The sequence below is a fragment of the Mesorhizobium sp. M7D.F.Ca.US.005.01.1.1 genome, from assembly GCF_003952545.1.
GTDB lineage: Bacteria > Pseudomonadota > Alphaproteobacteria > Rhizobiales > Rhizobiaceae > Mesorhizobium > Mesorhizobium loti.
Window position 1 is genome coordinate 1,799,816 of sequence record NZ_CP034453.1, and the last position, 16,504, is coordinate 1,816,319.

14 protein-coding genes are annotated in these 16,504 nt (G+C 62.5%); 12 read left to right on the forward strand and 2 right to left on the reverse strand.

Annotated elements, in window-relative coordinates; translation table 11 throughout:
* The first annotated feature begins 63 nt into the window (after nt 1–63).
* From EJ076_RS08640 to EJ076_RS08675, 8 genes are all read left to right on the forward strand, one after another.
* Complete coding sequence (locus EJ076_RS08640) at nt 64–582, forward strand: prepilin peptidase (protein ID WP_126067606.1); 519 nt, start codon at nt 64–66, stop codon at nt 580–582.
* A 211-nt stretch (nt 583–793) separates the two neighbouring features.
* Nucleotides 794–1,606, forward strand: coding sequence for a Flp pilus assembly protein CpaB (cpaB, locus tag EJ076_RS08645; protein WP_126067607.1), 813 nt, complete (start codon nt 794–796; stop codon nt 1,604–1,606).
* The gene (locus EJ076_RS08650) at nt 1,603–3,120 is read left to right on the forward strand and encodes a type II and III secretion system protein family protein (protein ID WP_126067608.1); all 1,518 of its coding nucleotides are present in this window, start codon (nt 1,603–1,605) and stop codon (nt 3,118–3,120) included. The genes cpaB and EJ076_RS08650 overlap by 4 nt, the downstream gene beginning before the upstream one ends.
* A 14-nt stretch (nt 3,121–3,134) precedes the next feature.
* The gene (locus tag EJ076_RS08655) at nt 3,135–3,872 is read left to right on the forward strand and encodes a CpaD family pilus assembly protein (RefSeq protein ID WP_126067609.1); all 738 of its coding nucleotides are present in this window, start codon (nt 3,135–3,137) and stop codon (nt 3,870–3,872) included.
* Nucleotides 3,873–3,910: 38 nt separating this feature from the next.
* Nucleotides 3,911–5,200, forward strand: a complete 1,290-nt coding sequence (locus tag EJ076_RS08660; protein WP_126067610.1) for a CpaE family protein — start codon at nt 3,911–3,913, stop codon at nt 5,198–5,200.
* Nucleotides 5,201–5,229: 29 nt separating this feature from the next.
* On the forward strand, nt 5,230–6,732 hold the full coding sequence (locus EJ076_RS08665) for a CpaF family protein (RefSeq protein ID WP_126067611.1): 1,503 nt from the start codon (nt 5,230–5,232) through the stop codon (nt 6,730–6,732).
* Nucleotides 6,733–6,761: 29 nt separating this feature from the next.
* Nucleotides 6,762–7,775: a type II secretion system F family protein gene (locus EJ076_RS08670; protein WP_109666462.1), complete on the forward strand. Its 1,014-nt coding sequence runs from the start codon at nt 6,762–6,764 to the stop codon at nt 7,773–7,775.
* Nucleotides 7,776–7,784: 9 nt separating this feature from the next.
* Complete coding sequence (locus EJ076_RS08675; protein ID WP_109666464.1) at nt 7,785–8,804, forward strand: type II secretion system F family protein; 1,020 nt, start codon at nt 7,785–7,787, stop codon at nt 8,802–8,804.
* A gap of 90 nt (nt 8,805–8,894) precedes the next feature.
* Here the strand turns inward: EJ076_RS08675 and EJ076_RS08680 are convergent, their stop codons facing one another.
* Nucleotides 8,895–9,716, reverse strand: coding sequence for a tetratricopeptide repeat protein (locus EJ076_RS08680; RefSeq protein ID WP_126067612.1), 822 nt, complete (start codon nt 9,714–9,716; stop codon nt 8,895–8,897).
* A 126-nt stretch (nt 9,717–9,842) separates the two neighbouring features.
* Between EJ076_RS08680 and EJ076_RS08685 the strand changes: the two genes are divergently transcribed.
* The 3 genes from EJ076_RS08685 to EJ076_RS08695 all read left to right on the forward strand — a co-directional run bounded on the left by EJ076_RS08685 (nt 9,843) and on the right by EJ076_RS08695 (nt 12,584).
* Entirely contained in the window at nt 9,843–11,207 is a 1,365-nt protein-coding gene (locus EJ076_RS08685; protein WP_126067613.1) for a leucyl aminopeptidase family protein, read from the forward strand.
* Nucleotides 11,208–11,279: 72 nt separating this feature from the next.
* Nucleotides 11,280–11,630: a MarR family winged helix-turn-helix transcriptional regulator gene (locus EJ076_RS08690; RefSeq protein WP_109666469.1), complete on the forward strand. Its 351-nt coding sequence runs from the start codon at nt 11,280–11,282 to the stop codon at nt 11,628–11,630.
* A 93-nt stretch (nt 11,631–11,723) separates the two neighbouring features.
* The gene (locus tag EJ076_RS08695) at nt 11,724–12,584 is read left to right on the forward strand and encodes an NlpC/P60 family protein (protein ID WP_126067614.1); all 861 of its coding nucleotides are present in this window, start codon (nt 11,724–11,726) and stop codon (nt 12,582–12,584) included.
* Nucleotides 12,585–12,776: 192 nt separating this feature from the next.
* Here EJ076_RS08695 and EJ076_RS08700 read toward each other — a convergent pair whose 3' ends face one another.
* A complete protein-coding gene (locus EJ076_RS08700; protein WP_126067615.1) occupies nt 12,777–13,688 on the reverse strand; it encodes an agmatinase in 912 nt (303 codons plus the stop codon).
* Between the two features lie 295 nt (nt 13,689–13,983).
* Between EJ076_RS08700 and EJ076_RS08705 the strand changes: the two genes are divergently transcribed.
* Entirely contained in the window at nt 13,984–16,503 is a 2,520-nt protein-coding gene (locus tag EJ076_RS08705; protein ID WP_126067616.1) for a ligase-associated DNA damage response DEXH box helicase, read from the forward strand.
* Nucleotide 16,504: the final 1 nt, after the last annotated feature.

Consider the following 16,504-nt stretch of genomic DNA (forward strand, 5'->3'; position numbering starts at 1 on the left):
TCAATCGTTAATCGAACATGCCTAGATTGAGCCCCGTGAAATCGGACAATAGGCATAGCGCCGATGCTTGAAGCCCTGATCTTCGTCGTTTTTCCGTTCTGCATGCTGTTTGCCGCGATCTCCGACATGCTGTCGATGACGATCGCCAATCGCGTGCCGATGCTGCTCGTCGTTGTCTTCGCGCTGGTTGCGCCGCTGACGGGTATGGAATGGGCGGCCTATGGCGGACATTTCGCCGCCGGCGCCCTGGTCCTTGCCGTGACGTTCGGCCTGTTTGCAATGGGCGGCATGGGCGGCGGCGACGCCAAGCTTCTGGCTGCCACCGCGATGTGGATGGGCCTCAACGTGAATCTCGTCGAGTATCTTGTCGCCTCGACAATCATCGGTGGCCTGCTGACACTCGCGATCATCCTCTACCGGAAGTCACCGCTTGCGGCCGTTACCGGCCAAAACCCGTTTCTGCGCCATTTCGCCGACGAGGCAAAAGGTGTTCCTTACGGAGTAGCCCTTGGCCTTGGCGGGTTGCTGACCTATCCGGATTCGCCTTTGATGGTGTGGGCGCTGGCCAGGCTGTCGGCCTGAACACGATCTATTTTTTTATTGATCAGCGTTGCCGCAACAGGCTTTCAACAAGGCCGGCCCGGTCATTTCTGCCGGTCAGGCCACGTTCCGTCCAATTTATGTAAACCTTAAATTAATCACGATCGTAAGCATTACATTAACCTTGTTTTGACGATTGCCGCTGCAAAGTCCGGCTTGGCTACGTGGTTTGCCAGGGCAAGGGTTCGGACAGATGCCAGCATCGCGATTGATAATTCTGAGCGTGGCGGTGGCCGCGGCGGGCGGCGCTGGGTATGTCGCGAAAAATATGGTGGCACCGCCGCCCCAGGTCGTCGTCGATTCCGGCCCCCAGGCCCCGGCGGTATCTCTGCAGGATGTGCTTGTGCTTTCGGGCGACGTTCCGATGGGCAGCCCGATCGAGAACAACATCGCCTGGCAATCCTGGCCCGCCGACGGCGTCAACGCGAATTTCATCACCCGCACCGCTGAGCCTGAGGCACTGGACAAGCTGAAGGGCTCCGTTGCCCGTGTGGCGATGTATGCCGGAGAGCCTCTGCGGCGTTCCAAGTTGATCGGCGAGGGGCAGAGCTTCATGTCGTCGATCCTGCCTTCCGGCATGCGGGCTGTGGCCACGGCCATCTCGGCCGACACGTCGGCCGGCGGCTTCATTCTTCCGAACGATTTCGTAGATGTCATCATGACCCGCAGGGCCGATGCCGCCAGCGGTGCCGCCGGCTTCAACACCGAGACCATCCTCAAGAACATTCGCGTCCTGGCCATCGACCAGACCATTCAGGAGGACGAGGAAGGCAAGAAGACCAGGGTGGGCCAGACCGCCACGCTGGAACTGACGCCCAAGCAGGCAGAGATCATCACCGTCGCCCAACAGATGGCGGATCGCCTGACCTTGGCGCTGCGGGCGGTCGCAGACACGCAGGAAAAGAATCTGGGTGAGGCCGACTATCTCGTTTCCGGCAATGGCCGCAGGGGAACGGTGAGGCTGATCAAGTCGGGCGAAGTTTCCGAAGTAGGGGCAAGGAAATGAGGCTAAATGGTAAACTGCCGGCAATTGTAGCCGCGGCATTCGGCCTGCTGCTCGTCGGAACGAATTTGCAAGGCGTTGTCGAGGCAAAGAACGCGCAGGTCACGGCATCGACGGCCACCCAGCGCGTCAAGCTCGGCCTCAACAAGTCGGTGGTCATCGACCTGCCGAGCGATGCCTACGATATTCTCGTCGCCAACCCGGCGGTGGCCGATGCGGTCACCCGCACCGCAAGGCGCATCTACCTGTTCGGCAAGGCGGTCGGCGAGACGAACATTTTTGTCTTCGGCCCGAATGGCGAGCAGATCGTCAGTCTGGACCTTGCCGTCGAACGCGACGTTGCCGGCCTTGAGGATTATATCAGGCGCTTCCTCCCCACGTCGGCTATCAAGGTAGAACTGCTGAATGACAACGTCGTCCTGACAGGGACGGTCGACACGCCGCTGGACGCGAAACGCGCGGTCGACCTGGCGACGATCTTCGTTTCGGGTGGTGAAGCGACGACGGGACAATATTCGCAGACCGCGGCCGGCGGTTCGTCCCAGAGCGGTGTCGACATCAACAACCCGGACCAGGAGCGCCGCACCAGCAAGATCGTCAACCTGCTTCAGATCATCGGCGACGATCAGGTCACGCTGAAGGTGACGGTCGCCGAAGTCAGCCGCTCGGTGATGAAGCAGCTCGGCGTCAACATGGTCGGCAGCGGCGGCAGCAACGGCATCAGCTACGGTGCGATCAGCGACAATTTCACCGGCCTCGGCAAGCAGCTGTCGAATTCGGGCTTCACGATCGGCGCCTCGGGCCTGCAGTCCTATATCAACGCCATGGAGCAGTCCGGGGTCATGAAGACCTTGGCGGAGCCGACCTTGACCGCCGTATCCGGCGAAAAGGCGACCTTCAAGGTCGGCGGCGAATACAACATGGTGAGCGGCGTCTCCCAGAACGTATCCACGGACAACCAGACTGGCCTGAAAACCTACACCGTCGACAAGATCGAGTACGGCATCGGCCTGGAATTCCAGCCGGTGGTGTTGTCTCCCGGCCGCATAAGCCTGAAAGTCCGAACCTCGGTTTCCGAGCCAACAACCGAGGGATCCGTGTCGTTGTCCGAAGGCGTGACGAGTGCCGGCATGAATGCCCTTTCGCTGCGCAAGCGTCTTGCCGACACAACGGTGGAACTGCCTTCAGGCGGATCCATGATGATCGCCGGTCTGGTTCGCGACGACGTCAGGCAAGCCGTCAACGGCTTGCCTGGACTGACAAAAATCCCTGTGCTCGGCGCGCTCTTCCGCAGCAGGGACTTCGTGCGCAACGAGACCGAACTCGTCATCATCATCACGCCCTATCTGGTGAAGCCCGTGGCACGCAACGACCTCGCCAAGCCGGACGACAATTTCAACGCCGCCAGCGATGGTGCCGCGATGTTCCTTGGCCGCGTCAATCGCGTCTACGGCACCATGCAGACCGACAAGCCCAATGGCCGTTACCACGGCGTTGTCGGCTTCATCTACAAGTAAGCGGGGAAGTGGATATGTCTCAGTCAGTATTGCAGGCAAGCACCATCGCCACGACGATGCGCCTTGGACGTTCGCAGGTCTGCCGGCGAGCCGTTCCGGCCCTGGTGGTCGTGGTTGCGGCGTTGCTCGCTGGCTGCGCGCAGCGCGACAGCATCACGGTCGGCGCCATTCCGGATGACTATCGCACCAACCATCCGATTGTGATCGCAGAGAAGAATCAGAAGATCGATCTGCCGGTTGGCGCTGGTGACCGCGGCATGACCGGCTCCCAGCGCGATACGCTTCTTGGCTTCCTCGACGGATATGACAAGAGTGCCGCCCCGACGCTGACGATCCAGATCCCGAGCGGATCGGCCAACGAGGTCGCCGCGACGGCGGCCGGCCGTGATTTCGCCAGGCTCGCAGTCGCCAGCGGCATCAAGCGCAACCGCATCGTCGTGGTCTCCTATCAGGCCGGTTCGAGCGAGACATCCGCCCCGGTTCGCGTCTCCTATATCTCGGTGAGAGCTCAGACCGACAAATGCGGACGCTGGCCCGACGACCTCGTCAACACGTCGGAAAACAAGCACTATGCCGACTTCGGCTGCTCCTATCAGAACAATCTTGCTGCCCAGATGGCTAACCCGGCCGATCTGCTCGGCCCCCGCAAGCCCTCTACCATCGATGCTGAAAATCGCGGCGCGGTGATCGACACCTATCGTGCAAGAGGCATTTCGGAAGAGTTCCTCGGCAATTCGGAAGTGACGTACTGAGCCGCCAGTCTCGGATAGAACAGGCTACGGGAAAGAGTATGACGATGACCAACCTTGCCTACGACGCCCCGGTGGATGGCAGCGATACCTCGCAGCAGGACATCGCCGCGATGCAGGCATTGCGTCCGATCCCGCGCATCTCGATCCAGGCATTCTGCGAGACCGAGGGCGTTGCCAATCCGGTCGAGCGCGCCGGCGAGGACCGCCGCATGGCGAAGGCGCATCTCAAGGTCCATATGGGCGGCGTCCCCACCGCCATCGAATTCTACCAATCGGCGCCAACGCCTAACCTGATCCTGCTGGAATCGCGCAGCGAGCCCAAGCAATTGCTGGAGCAACTCGCCCAGCTCTCGGAATATTGTGATCCGACTTCGAAGGTGGTGGTGATCGGTCATTACAATGATGTCGGCCTCTACCGCGAACTCATCCGCAACGGCATTTCCGAATATGTGATCGCACCGGTATCGATGGCTGACATCGTCAGCGTGGTATCTTCGATTTTCATCGATCCGGAAGCCGAGCCGCTAGGCCGCTCGATCGCCTTTGTCGGCGCCAAGGGTGGCGTCGGCTCCTCGACGATTGCCCACAATGTGGCTTGGGCGATGTCCTCCCTGTTCAAATCCGAGGTGGTCGTCGCCGATCTCGATCTCGCTTTCGGCACGGCCAACATCAATTTCGACCAGGATCCGGCGCAAGGCATCGCCGAGGCGGTGTTTTCGCCGGAGCGCATCGATGAAGTCTATCTTGACCGGCTGCTGACCCAGTGCGCCGAGCATCTGTCGTTGCTGGCAGCACCTTCGACGCTCGAACGGGTCTATGACTTCGATCCGGAGGCCTTCGCTCAGCTCATCGACACTGCCCAGCGCAGCGTGCCGCTTTTGGTGCTCGATGTTCCTCATGTCTGGACGGGCTGGACCAAGAACACCCTGATCAAGGCCGACGAGATCGTCATCACTGCGACACCGGAACTGGCCAATCTGCGCAACACCAAGAACCTCGTCGACATGTTCAAACGGCTTCGTCCCAACGACCCGCCGCCGAAGCTGATCATCAACCAGGCCGGCATCCCGAAGCGTCCGGAGATTTCGCCGTCCGATTTCGCCGAGCCGCTCGGCCTGTCGCCAATGTCGGTCATTGGTTTCGATCCTTTGCTGTTCGGCAATGCCGCCAACAACGGACGCATGCTTGGCGAGATGGATGCCAAGAACCCGGTTGTCGCAATGATCAACGAAATGGCGCATGTGCTGACCGGGCGCAGTGAAATCAAGGCCAAGAAGAAGGCCGGGCTTGGCAACCTGCTCGGCAAGTTCTCGCGCAACAAGAAGTGACGCTTCAGCAGTGGAATCGGTAGTCGATCATGTTTGGTAAAAGAGGCAGCGACGACGGCAACCGGTTCACGCCGGAATTTCGCCAGCCAGCAGCGGCGCCTGTTGCGCCCCCGGCGGCAAGTTCTGCGGAGACGGCAGTTCTGGCCCGGCCTGCGGCTGCGCCAAGCGCACCTGTCGTGCCGCCGGCGCGTCGTGCGGTCGAGGCACCGCCATTGGCGCCTGAGCCGAAGCGGGCACAGCGCGAAAAGAGCGAAACCTACTACGACACCAAGAGCCAGGTTTTCTCTGCGCTCATCGACACGATCGATCTGTCGCAGCTCGCCAAGCTTGATCCGGAAAGCGCGCGCGAGGAAATCCGCGACATCGTCAACGACATCATCGCGATCAAGAATTTCGCGATGACGATCGCCGAGCAGGAAGAACTGCTCGAGGACATCTGCAACGATGTGCTTGGCTATGGGCCGCTCGAGCCGCTGCTCGCGCGCGACGACATCGCCGACATCATGGTCAACGGCTCCAAGAACGTCTACATCGAAGTCAACGGCAAGGTCGAGCAGACCGGCATCCGCTTCCGTGACAACCAGCAGCTCCTCAACATCTGCCAGCGCATCGTCAGCCAGGTTGGCCGCCGTGTCGACGAATCCAGTCCGATCTGCGACGCGCGTCTTCCCGACGGCTCCCGCGTCAACGTCATCGCGCCGCCGCTCTCCATCGACGGCGCCACGCTCACCATCCGCAAATTCAAGAAGGACAAGCTGACGCTCGATCAGTTGGTCAAGTTCGGCGCCATTTCACCCCAGGGCGCCGAAGTTCTCAAGATCATCAGCCGTGTTCGCTGCAACATCGTCATCTCGGGCGGTACCGGCTCGGGCAAGACGACGCTGCTCAACTGCCTGACCAACTATATCGACCGCGACGAGCGCGTCATCACCTGCGAGGACTCGGCCGAGCTGCAATTGCAGCAACCGCACGTGGTGCGCCTTGAAACCCGCCCGCCGAATCTGGAGGGCGAGGGTGAGGTGACGATGCGTGATCTGGTCAAGAACTGCCTGCGTATGCGCCCTGAGCGCATCATCGTCGGCGAAGTGCGCGGACCCGAAGTGTTCGACCTTCTGCAGGCGATGAACACCGGCCATGACGGTTCGATGGGAACGATCCACTCGAACAGCCCGCGCGAATGCCTGAACCGTATCGAATCCATGATCGCCATGGGCGGTTATTCGCTGCCGCAGAGGACGGTGCGAGAAATCGTCGTCGGCTCCGTCGACGTGATCATCCAGGCGGCACGCTTGCGCGACGGATCGCGTCGCATCACCCACATCACCGAGGTGATCGGGATGGAGGGCGACGTCATCATCACGCAGGATATCGTCCTCTACAACATCAAGGGCGAGGACGCCAATGGCAGGCTGCTGGGAGAGCATGTATCGACCGGCATCGGTCGTCCGCATTTCTGGGAGCGGGCCCGCTATTATGGCGAGGAACAGCGCCTCGCCATTGCGCTCGAGGCGATGGAGAAACGCGCTGACTGACGCATCCTGGGGCGTAAGGGTTCGGGCCAATGTTTGGAATTGACGGCACAGTACTGGCGTTTGTCGTGCTCGCCGGCTTCAGCGCCGGCGCGGTCGCCTATGCATTCCTGTTCACTCGGATCAGCAACGAGAAACAGGTCGGCAAGCGGCTCGAAACGATCAAGACCGCCGAGACGGATCGTTCCGTCGTCAAGGCCTCGCGCGACCGCGCAGCGGAAGCCGTCAAGCGGCGCAAATCGGTTCAGGATTCGCTCAACGATCTCGACGCAAAGCAGAAAACCAAGGACAGCGTTGTCAAGAAACCGCCGCTGAAAGCCCAACTCCGTCAGGCCGGCCTGAAGACCACAGTCGAGCGCTTCTATATATACTCCGCCATATGCGGCCTCGCTTTGACGATGGCTGCCTTCGTGGCCGGAGCGCCGTTGATCGTCTTGCCGGGCGTGCTGCTGGCCGGCGCGCTCGGCCTGCCGCGCTGGTTCGTCTCGTTTCGTCGCGCCCGCCGCGTCAAGGCATTCCTCAACGAATTTCCAAACGCGCTCGACATCATCGTGCGCGCCGTAAAATCCGGCCTGCCGCTGAACGACGCCGTGCGCCTGATCGCCAACGAATCGCCCGAACCGGTGAAGACTGAGTTTCGTCGTATCGTCGATTCGCAGCAGATGGGCCTGTCGATCCCCGATGCGACCTTGCGCATGCCCGAAACCATGCCTTGCACGGAGGCAAGTTTCTTCGGTATCGTCATCCAGATCCAGTCGCAGGCCGGCGGTAATCTCTCCGAGGCGCTGGGCAATCTTTCGCGCGTGCTCCGCGATCGCAAGAAGATGAAAGCCAAGGTCGCGGCGCTGTCGATGGAAGCGAAGGCGTCCGCCGCCATCATCGGTGCGCTGCCCTTCATCGTCGCTTTTCTTGTCTACCTGTCGAGCCCGGCCTACCTGATGCCGCTGTTCGTCACCAGCGTTGGACACCTGATCCTTGGGTGCGCGGCAGTCTGGATGTCGATCGGCATCTTTGTGATGCGCAAAATGATGAACTTCGAAGTCTAGGATCGCAGCATGACCGAGCAAGTCATCAAAACCCTGACGGATCCGACCTTCCTGATCGCGCTGCTGGTCGCCATTGCGGTGTTTGCGACCGTCTTCACCTTGCTGCCGGCGTTTGGCGGAGACCAGCTCAAGTCGCGCATGAAAACAGTCGCCCTGGAACGCGACGAACTCCGTGCCAAGCAGCGCGCGCGGCTTGCCGTCGAGGCGGATCGCCGTCGCAAGGGCCTGCGCGAGGAACAGTCGGTTGGCATGCGCAACATCGTCGACCGGCTGGATCTTAGGCGCGCGCTCGCCGATGAGGGCACGCTGCAGAAACTCAAAGTGGCCGGGTTTCGTGGGCAAAATCCGCTGACGCGGTTTCTTTTCTTCCGTCTCGTGCTTCCCTTCGTCGGCTTCGCGCTGGCCACAATCTACATCTTCGTCCTCGGAGGATTGCCCGACAAGCCATTGGTCATCAGGCTGTTCGTCTGCATCCTCGTTGCGTATGGCGGCTTCTACGCACCGGTCGTCTACGTCAACAACCGCGCCACCAAGCGCAAGCAGTCGATCCAGATGGCATGGCCGGATGCGCTCGATCTGCTGCTGATCTGCGTCGAGTCGGGCATGTCGGTGGAAGCAGCACTCCGCAAGGTCGCCGACGAGATCGGCGCGCAATCGGTGGCACTGGCGGAAGAATTCATCCTCACCAACGCCGAGCTTTCCTATCTGCAGGAGCGCAAGCAGGCCTACGAGAACCTGGCAAGCCGCACCGGCCTGGATTCGGTCAAATCGGTGTCGCAGGCACTCGTCCAGGCCGAGCGTTACGGCACGCCGGTGGCGCATGCACTGCGCGTACTTGCAGCCGAAAGCCGCGACATGCGCATGAATGCGGCCGAAAAGAAGGCTGCCGCCTTGCCGCCAAAGCTCACCGTGCCGATGATCCTGTTTTTCCTGCCGGTGCTTTTCGCCATCATTCTGGGCCCTGCCGGCATTCAGGTCAGCCAGCGCGGTATCTTCGGAGATCATCCGGCACCGGCAGCGGCCCAGTAACGGCAAGGCAAATCCCTGCACGACATGTGAAGAAGCCGCGCTGCATGCAGCGCGGCTTCTTCATTGATGGTCACTACAAGGATCGTCGTCTCAGTTGGTTGCCGGTTTTGACTTGTCTTGGTCCTTGAGCTGGCTCCAGGCATTCTGCTGGGCCAGCATCTGCCTGAGATAGGCGACGTTTGCCTGCGCCTGGTCAGGCGAGAGTTCCTGCGAGGCGATCTTCTCGGCTTCGTCGAAACGGCCTTGCAGGCCGACGACCAGCGCCAGGTTCTGGCGGACCCGGCTGTCCGCATTCGGCTGCTGCGCAGCCGAGCGCATATAGGTTTCGGCGGTGCGCAGGTCACCTTCCAGCACATAGGACATGCCAAGATTGGAGAGCACCGAAGGCTCGTTCGGCTTGAGCTCGAGCGCCTTGCGGTAAAGCTGGCGCGCATCGTCCTTCTGGCCGGTCTGGTCGAGAATGGCCGCTTCGGCCGACACCAGCCTCCAGTCGGGATATTCCGGCGTCTGGGCGCGGCGCACGGCGTCGAGCGCCGCCTCGAACTGGCCATTGGCCGCCAGCGCCTTGCCATAGGAGGCAAGCACATCACGATCCTTCGGCAGAGCGATCGCCAGCTTGCGCATCACGGCGAGCGACTGGTCGGCGTCACCATCCATCTGCAGTGCCGCGGCATAATTTGTCGCTATCCGCTTGTCGTTGGGGTTCTTGGCGTAGGATTGGCCAAGTGACGTCGTCGCAGTGTGCAGTTCTCCCGCCGACATGGTTTCCAGCGGTTTGCCGCTGGTGCGCCCGATCGAGCCGGTGGAAAGCTTGTCGGTCCCGCAACCGGCGACGCCCGCTGCGAGCACCAGCGCAAGGGCAGTGGTGATGAGCCGTTTTCCCCTGGCGTTGATCGTGCGGTTGGTCGGCATGGCTACCTAAGCCTCCATTCATGCGCGGCCATTGCGTGGCCGTCTTCCCTCCCGCAGAAATATTCTGTTAACCCTAACGGATGGTTAAGAACGGCGACTCGAAGGTCGCCGCATGGAGAACATCGAATGCCTGTCGAACTCGTCGAGAAGAAACTGCCGGGCTCACTGCCGGTCCATCTGGTCGCCAGGGATCGCCTTGAGGCGACGGGTGTTGCGCCAGCCGCCGTCGCCTGGGCCAGAGCCAACGGCTTTTCCGGCGAGCCAGGCAGGACGCTGGTCGTGCCCGGCGAAAACGGAGCGCTCGGCGGCGCGTTGTTCGGTATCGGCGATGGCGAAGGCGCGCTCGCCCTCGGCGCGCTGTCGAAAGCCTTGCCGGAAGGTGATTGGCATTTCGCCTCGGCGCCGGTCGAGCCCGAGCTCGCGGCCACCGCGCTGGTGCTCGGCGGCTATGTCTTCACCCGTTACGGCAAGAAGTCAGGCAAGGCGCTGCGCTTCGAACTGCCGGCAGCCGTCGATGCCGGGCGCGTTCGCCGCATTGCCGATGGCGTCTTCCTGACACGCGATCTGGTCAACACACCGACCAGCGATATGGGCCCGGAAGACCTGGAGCAGGCGGTGCGGACCCTGGCCGTCAGGCACAAGGCCGAAGTCTCGGTGGTGACGGGCGACGATCTCCTCGATCAGAACTTCCCGATGATCCATGCGGTCGGCCGCGCGTCGGCCGGCGCGCCGCGCCTGATTGACATGAGATGGGGGCAGCAAGGCGCGCCGAAGGTGACGCTGGTCGGCAAGGGTGTCTGTTTCGATACTGGCGGTCTCGACATCAAGCCATCGTCCGGCATGCTGTTGATGAAGAAGGACATGGGCGGTGCTGCCAATGTGCTTGGCCTCGCCTCGATGATCATGGCTGCCGGCCTGAATTTGCGGCTGCGCGTGCTCATTCCCGCGGTCGAGAATTCGATTGCCGGCAACGCCTTCCGGCCCGGCGACGTGCTGACGAGCCGCAAGGGCATCACTGTCGAAATCGGCAACACGGATGCCGAGGGGCGACTGGTGTTGGGCGATGCGCTGGCGCTGGCCGACGAGGAGGAACCGCAGCTTCTGGTCGACATGGCGACACTGACCGGGGCTGCGCGTGTCGCGCTCGGCCCCGACCTGCCACCCTTCTACACCGGCGACGAAGCGCTGGCAGCCGAGCTGGCGGCGGCTTCCGTCGCGGCTGAGGATCCGTTGTGGCGCATGCCGTTGTGGCGGCCTTACGATGCAAAACTGTCATCGAAGATCGCCGACATCAACAACGTCACCACGGACGGTTTTGCCGGCTCGATCACGGCGGCGCTGTTCCTGAAACGCTTTGTCGAAAAGACCGCGGGATGGGCGCATTTCGACATCTTCGCCTGGAACCCGGCCGACCGCCCGCATGGCCCCGCCGGCGGCGAGGCACAAGGCATCCGCGCGCTGGAGCGGATCATCTCGAAACGCTACGGGTGATAGCTGTAAGCAGAGCCGGCAAATTGCGGAAACTGAAACGGAACCGAAACAATTTGCCGTCATGCTGGCGTGATGTCGATTGGGATGCGCCCGAGCCAGGCCTTGCGACTGTGGCAGCAAGTGATGCTGTCGCAGGTGCGCGACGACGAGCCCGATCTGACCATGCGCCAGACGGCGATCCTGTTCACCATCTATCTCGATCCGCCGCCGCACACGGTGCGCGGGCTCGCCGCCCGCCTCAATGTCACCAAGCCGGTGATCACCCGCGCGCTCGACACGATGGGCGCGTTGAAACTGGTGTCGCGCCATCGCGACGAGCTCGACAAGCGCAATGTGCTGATCAGGCGCACGGTCGAGGGCGCGCTCTTTGTCGAGCGCTTCGGCGATGGTATCATCGCCAAGGCCCACGAACTGCCGATTTGAGCGAATTGCCCATCTAGAGAGCATGATCCTGAAACGTGGAAACCGGTTTTCGGATAAAGATCACGCTCAAACAGAATAGAAGAGATACCCGATTTGACTGCCAGGGATGCCCGTCTTCACGCTTTCCGTTCCGACCTTGCCGATGCGCGGCTGAAGGGCGAGGTTGCCGCCGAGCGCTTCGTCGCCGGCCGACCGGCGCGGATCACCGCATCCGTGGCCGATATGCGCAGGGCGCCGCGGCCGGATGCCGGGGTCAACACGCAACTTCTGTTCGGCGATGATGTCCTCGTCTTCGAGGTCGCTGAAGGCTGGGCGTGGGTCCAGGCCGAACGCGACGGCTATGTCGGCTATGTCGCCGACACGATGCTGGGCGGGCGGGACCTTGCGCCCACCCACATCGTCTGCGTGCCGCGCACCTTCCTCTACCCCGGGCCGGATCTGCGCTTTCCGATCGCCGGACAATTGTCGATGGGATCGACGGTGACGGTGACGGATGCCGCCGAGACGCGTGGCACGCACTATGCCGTCCTGTCCTCTGGCGAGGCGTTGATCGCAGGTCACCTGCGGTCAATCGGCAAAGCTGCCGCTGACTATGTCGCGGTTGCCGAGACGTTTCTTGGAACACCTTATCTCTGGGGTGGTACTTCCGGCTTCGGCATCGACTGTTCGGGCCTGGTGCAACTGGCGATGCGCATGGCTGGCAGCAACGTGCTGCGCGATTCCGACATGCAAGCGGCGACGCTCGGCGAGCCGCTGGATCCGGGTCCGGACTACGCCGGCTTGCGGCGCGGCGATCTGGTGTTCTGGAAAGGCCATGTCGCCGTCATGACCGACGCCGACACCATGATCCATGCCAATGGCCACACCATGCTGGTGTCACGCGAAGGGCTGAAGGATGCGGTTGCCCGCATCGGTTATCTCTATGGCGGCCCGACCGGGTTTCGGCGACCCTAATGCATGTCGCCCAAAAGTGGTCCCGGTTTTGAGACAACGACATGCATGAAAACAAAGACCTAAAGCGCGGCGCATGAATCCGTTTCGACGCGACGCGCTTTAGATCAGGACCGAGCCAAACGCTTACCTTTGAAGGCCGTACCGTCCAATGTCCGGTCGACGGGTTTGGCGACTACGGGAGGAAGCCGGGTTTCAAACCTGCCGGACGATGGTGCCTACCACATTGACGAGAATGCGCGCGGCGGTCAGGGCCGACAGGCCGTCAATGTCGGCGGGGGGATAAAACTCGACCAGGTCGAACCCCGCAATCCTGACCCGCCTGCCGAGACCCGCCACCAGGTCGATCACCTGCGTGTAGATGAGGCCGCCGGGTGTACGCGCCGCTACGCCCGGCATGATGCTTGGATCGAGGCTGTCGCAGTCAAGGGTGACTACGACCCGCGCGCCTTCCGGAATATGCCGGAGTGCGGCTTCGACGCCCTGGGCGTGGACCTCGCGGGCGGTCACGAAGCGGCTGCCATAGCGCCGTGCCGCTTCGATGTCGGTGATGCCCGCGCTGCCGACGCTGCGCAGGCCGACCTGCACCATGCCGGCGACATGCGGCATCTCGCTCGCCCGGCGCATCGGGCTCGAATAGCCGTGGCGTTCGCCATACACCTCGTCGCGCCAGTCGATATGGGCGTCGATCTGCAGGACCCAGACCGGCCCGTGATCCGTAAAACCGGTGAGGAAGGGAATGGTCATGGAACAGTCGCCGCCGATCAGGATCGGCACAGACGGCAGCGCCAGGATTTCGCGCATTTTCGCTTCGATCCGAGCCCGGTTGCCGGCATTATCATGCATCGTGGTTGGGACATCGCCGGCGTCGATGCAAGAGACCGGCTTGCCGTCGAACAACGGGCCGCCGAGATCGAAATCCCAGTGCTCGATGAGCGCGGCATCATCCTGGCTCGCAGCGCGGATGGCGTCGGCGGCCAAGGCATGGCCGCTGCTGTCCTTGCCGGGATAGGTGCTGCCGTGACCGGCTCCGAAGATCACCGCACGGGGCACCCGGCTATCGGCGAGGCGGTCGGGAAAGCCGAGAAAGGGAGGCGAGGCGGTCATTTCTAAAGTTTCGGTTGTTGAGGGTGCAAGACGGGGTCGTTTGCGGCAGGCGGCAAAATCCTACGCTAGGCCGGTAAGGTCGCAAGACCAATACGAAGTGCGCCCATTGACGTAAGAAAATCAGAATCTTTCGTCGATTACGGATGTGTCAGCTTGGCGAAGCCTGTGGAGCGAACACGCGAATGCCTGTCACCCCAAGTAGGTACCGGTACGACATGCACCGGAACAAAGGCCTCGATCACCTTTTGTTCCGATTCTTCTTGGCGATTGCCCGTCGTCGCGCTACCTCTGGCGGGTGACAGAACAGCCGCGCCTTGCCGAACAGAATGCCACCGTGGCCCTGCCCGAACCATTCATCCGATGGTTTGGCGAGAAAGGCTGGTCGCCGCGCGCCCATCAGATCGAACTTCTGGCGAAAGCCCAGGCCGGACAGTCGGTCCTGCTGATCGCGCCGACCGGCGCCGGCAAGACGCTGGCCGGCTTCCTGCCCTCGCTGACCGAACTGGCCAACCGACCAAGGCGAAAGCCAGGCCAGGCGCATCGCGGCATCCACACGCTCTACATCTCGCCGCTGAAGGCGCTTGCCGTCGATATCGAGCGCAATCTCGGCAAGCCGGTGGAGGAGATCGGCCTGCCGGTCACCATCGAGACGCGCACCGGCGACACCCCCGCCCACAAGCGCCAGCGCCAGAAGCTGGTGCCGCCCGACATCCTGTTGACCACGCCCGAGCAGCTGGCGCTGCTGATCGCGGCGCCCGATGCCAGGCGTTTCTTCGAGGATCTGCGCTATGTCGTGCTCGACGAGTTGCACTCGCTGGTGACGTCGAAGCGCGGGCATTTGCTGGCGCTCGGTCTGGCGCGGTTGCGCAGCTATGTGCCTGGCCTGCAGACGATAGGCTTGTCGGCGACCGTTGCCGAGCCCGACGAGTTGCGGCGCTGGCTGGTCGGGCAGAATCCGCCGGGCGCCATGGCCGGCCTGATCACTGTTGCGGGCGGGGCCAAGCCCAACATCTCCATCCTCGACTCGGAACAGCATGTGCCGTGGTCCGGCCATTCGGCCCGCTACGCCATCCCCGAAATCTATGAGGCGATCAAGCGGCACCGCACGACGATCCTGTTCGTCAATACACGCAGCCAAGCGGAGCTCCTGTTCCAGGAATTGTGGCGGGCAAATGAGGACTCGCTACCGATTGCCCTGCATCACGGCTCGCTCGATGTCGGTCAGCGCCGGCGCGTGGAGAAGGCGATGGGCGAGAATGCGCTGCGCGCCATCGTCGCCACCTCGACGCTCGACCTCGGCATCGACTGGGGCGATGTCGACCTGGTCGTGCATGTTGGTGCGCCGAAGGGCGCGAGCCGGCTGGCGCAGCGCATCGGCCGCGCCAACCACCGCATGGACGAGCCGTCCAAGGCGATCCTCATTCCGGCCAATCGCTTCGAGGTGCTGGAATGCCGGGCCGCCCTCGATGCCAATTATCTCGGCGCACAGGACACGCCGCCGCTGATCACCGGCGCGCTCGACGTACTGTCGCAGCATGTGCTGGGCGTCGCCTGCGGTGCGCCCTTCGATGCAGATCTGCTGTTCGAAGAGGTGCGCGGTGCCGCGCCCTACGCCGGGCTGGCGCGTGAGACCTTCGACCGCGTCGTCGATTTCGTCGCCACCGGCGGCTACGCGCTGAAGAATTACGAGCGCTATGCCCGCATTCGAAAGACGGTCGACGGGCTGTGGCGGGTCTCGCATCCGCGCATCGCGCAGCAATACCGGCTGAATGTCGGCACCATCGTCGAAATGCCGGAGCTCAACGTCCGCTATGTCAGGCAGGGCCGTGGCATGACTGGCCGCGGCGGGCCGGTGCTGGGCAAGGTCGAGGAGTATTTCGCCGAGACGCTGCGGCCCGGCGACAATTTCCTGTTCGCCGGCAAGGTGCTGCGCTTCGAGGGCATCCGCGAGAACGAATGCGTCGTCTCCAACGGCGCCGGCGCCAACATCATCGTGCCGTCCTATGCCGGCGGCAAGTTTCCTTTGTCGACCTATCTGGCCGATCAGGTGCGCGGCATGCTGGCCGACAGCGACCGCTGGCAGGCTCTGCCCGAACAGGTCGCCGACTGGCTGCGGCTGCAGAAAGAAAGGTCGGTGCTGCCGAAGCGCGGCGACCTTCTGGTCGAGACCTTTCCACGCGGCAACCGCCACTACATGGTCGCCTATCCCTTCGAGGGCAGGCTGGCGCACCAGACGCTCGGCATGCTGTTGACGCGGCGGTTGGAGCGGGCGAACGCCCGGCCGCTCGGCTTCGTCGCCACCGATTATTCGTTGGCTGTGTGGGCTCTCGACGACATGGCCGCCCTGTTCAAGGCGAAGAAGCCGTCATTGGCCGCCTTGTTCGACGAAGATATGCTGGGCGACGATCTCGAGGCCTGGCTGAACGACAGCTGGATGCTGAAACGGACGTTTCGCACCTGTGCGGTCATCGCCGGGCTGATCGAGAAACGTTATCCGGGTCAGGAGAAGAGCGGCCGCCAGGTGACGGTGTCGGCCGACCTCATCTATGACGTGCTGCGTAGCCACGAACCGGATCATATCCTGCTGCAGGCAACACGCACCGATGCGGCGGCCGGACTGCTCGATGTCAGCAGACTTGCCGAGATGCTCTCGCGTGTGCGTGGTCGAATCATGCATAAGCATCTTGAGCAGATATCGCCGCTGGCGGTGCCGATCATGCTGGAGATCGGCAAGGAATCGGTCAATGGCGGCGCCAATGAGTCCTTGCTCATGGAAGCCGCCGATCTGGTCGAGGAGGCCATGGGCCAAAGATGAG